This is a genomic window from Acidisoma sp. L85 (genome assembly GCF_009765865.1).
GTDB lineage: Bacteria > Pseudomonadota > Alphaproteobacteria > Acetobacterales > Acetobacteraceae > Acidisoma.
The window spans coordinates 1-2219 of the sequence record NZ_LMUQ01000065.1 but is presented as its reverse complement, the minus strand read 5'-3'; the positions used below and the strand labels follow the sequence as shown (position 1 = coordinate 2219).

Here is a 2219-nt window from a genome sequence, read left to right as displayed (position 1 = left end):
TTCGGTGTCGCCACGCGTCGTCTCCTGCGCTGCCAGGAACTCAGCGAATCATAGCCACGCGAAGGTGTCTAGTTATTTCTCGGCCAGGACACTAGATCCTTCACCGTTATCGTGCGCAACAGGCCTGAATGAATGGCTGCCACTCCATTGGTGCTGTGCCGCCCGCGCCCGCGAATTCGCTGCCCAGGCCGGTCTCACCGCCTTCGAACTCTTCGCCGTCGCTACCGGCGCCGTTCACGCCTTCGGGGAGCTGACCGGCGAAGAGTGGAAGCCCTACGAGGCCCCCACCGCCCCGTCCCGCGGCGTCAGCGCCCAAGCCACAGCCGTCCAGATGGACGCCCTCGGCTGAGACGAGCAGGGCGCGGCCGGCCAGGCGGTGGCCTTCAGGTCCCCGCCTTTTCCCATGTTCAACGGCCGAGCTGGGGGCCCCGCCGGTTGAGGCACGCTCGGAGGCGCAGCGCAGGTCCGCTCGACTGCAGTGCTTCGCCCCACAGCCTGCGCGAGACCGGCGCCGCTGCCTCGCATGCCGGCGCTATGCGTCTGATTTCATTCTCCGTTCGCAAAAGGAAGCCAAACATGACAACGCGTGCTAATACTGACTCCATGAACGCGCCGCTTCGCAAAGCATGGACACAGGAAGAGTTCTTCTCCTGGGCGGAACGCCAGGAGGAGCGCTACGAGTTCGACGGCTTCCGGCCCGTCGCCATGACCGGTGGCACCGCTCATCATAACCGGGTCATGTGGGGTATTCATCGCGCGCTCGACCGTCGCCTGCCTCGGGGGAAAGGCCCCTGTGAACCGTTTGGGCCGGACGCCGGCCTCGGCACCATAGGCGACACGGTTCGATATCCGGACGCCCTCGTCACCTGTTCTAAAACCGCGGGCAACGAGCGCAAAATTTCCGGGGTGGTCGTCGTTTTCGAGGTGATCAGTTCGTCCTCCGGCGCAACCGACAGGATCGTCAAACTCCGCGAATATGCAGCGGTGGCATCGATCAAGCGATACGTCATCTTTGAATCCAGCTCCATTGGACTTCAAGTCCTGGAACGCTCGTCTCCCGAGCAAGTCTGGCAAACTACCGCGCTGACCAGCGGCGACATCCTCCGCATGCCCGAAATCGGCGTTGAAACTCCCGTCGATGAAATTTACGACGGCATCGAGTTCTCCGAGCCGGATAACCAGGACGGCTAAGCACGGGTCAGGCTGCGACCCGCCGGCTGTCTAGAACATTGCTCGGCAACTCACTCGGCTTAAAACCACACGTTCGCGACGCATCGCCCGTCGCGCGGGAGATCGCTCATGGTGACGGATGTTGCATGCGGTCCGCTGGTATCATCATTCCCCCTAAAGCCGAGGGCAGCCCAGGCTCAGGACCCGGCATTGCTGAGGCGCCTCCTGCGCGCGAAGGACCGCATGGACGCTTATTCGCATGAGGACTGGCCGGTCCGCCGCCTCGCTAGGGTGAGCGGCGTGTCGGCGTCGCACTTCGCCCGCTCCTTCCAGCAAGCGTTCGGCGTGCCGCCGCACCGCTACCTGCTTTCCCGCCGAATAGAACGAGCGAAGGCGATGTTGCGCGACACCGACTTTGACGTCACCGCGATTGCGTTCGACACTGGCTGGAAGAGCCTCGGAACTTTCGGGCGTGTTTTCCGCACTGTGACAGGTGAGAGCCCAACCGCGTGCCGCGCGCGTGAGCAGCTGGAGCCGCAGATGGGATTGTCACGTTAAATGGTGGGGTTGAGCAACATCAGCCGGTGGGCAGCGGGAGCGGTCATCCGGCGGTTCGGGCGCACGTCACCTGTGTCCAACTCTTCAAGGCTCTCTCACGCATGGCACGATACCGGCTGGCAGTCATGCGATGGCGCCGAGGGCGGAAGTGCCCAGAGAAGAAGGCGTGAGCGGATAGGAAGCGCTGGGCCTGGCGCATCGACTTGAATCGCTGCATTTGCCGCTATCGCTGCCGGGTCGGCCGGTGCGAGTGCCCGGTTGTTAAGGTAGCGGCTCTCTCGATGCTCGACGTCCGGCAGCACTTCGCGTTTGGCCACACCGTAGCTCTTCAGCTTGTCCGTGATGAGGACGCGTGGCGTATAGTGCAGGCCTTTCAGGAGGCGCTTGAGGAAGCGCTTCGCCGCGGCGCCATCACGGCGGCTCTGCACCAGGATGTCCAGCACGACGCCGTTCTGATCCACGGCGCGCCAGAGATAGCGTAATTCACCCTG

The 2219-nt window shown here is 63.5% G+C and carries 3 protein-coding genes and 1 pseudogene; 3 read left to right on the top strand and 1 reads right to left on the bottom strand.

What is annotated here, in order from left to right; translation table 11 throughout:
- The 3 genes and pseudogenes from GSQ83_RS30095 to GSQ83_RS23380 form a co-directional block, all read left to right on the top strand.
- Positions 1-349: pseudogene (locus tag GSQ83_RS30095) on the top strand (hypothetical protein); the annotation flags it as partial.
- A gap of 227 nt (positions 350-576) precedes the next feature.
- A complete protein-coding gene (locus GSQ83_RS23385; protein WP_158805293.1) occupies positions 577-1191 on the top strand; it encodes a Uma2 family endonuclease in 615 nt (204 codons plus the stop codon).
- A gap of 189 nt (positions 1192-1380) precedes the next feature.
- Complete coding sequence (locus tag GSQ83_RS23380) at positions 1381-1728, top strand: helix-turn-helix domain-containing protein (protein WP_216850513.1); 348 nt, start codon at positions 1381-1383, stop codon at positions 1726-1728.
- 95 nt (positions 1729-1823) lie between these two features.
- Here GSQ83_RS23380 and GSQ83_RS23375 read toward each other — a convergent pair.
- Positions 1824-2219 (bottom strand): DDE-type integrase/transposase/recombinase (locus GSQ83_RS23375; protein WP_158805291.1); only part of this gene is annotated, 396 nt, incomplete at its 5' end.

Excerpts from the sequence above, each read along its gene's own strand:
- GSQ83_RS23385 (WP_158805293.1), top strand. The coding sequence starts at position 577 with ATGACAACGCGTGCTAATACTGACTCCATGAACGCGCCGCTTCGCAAA.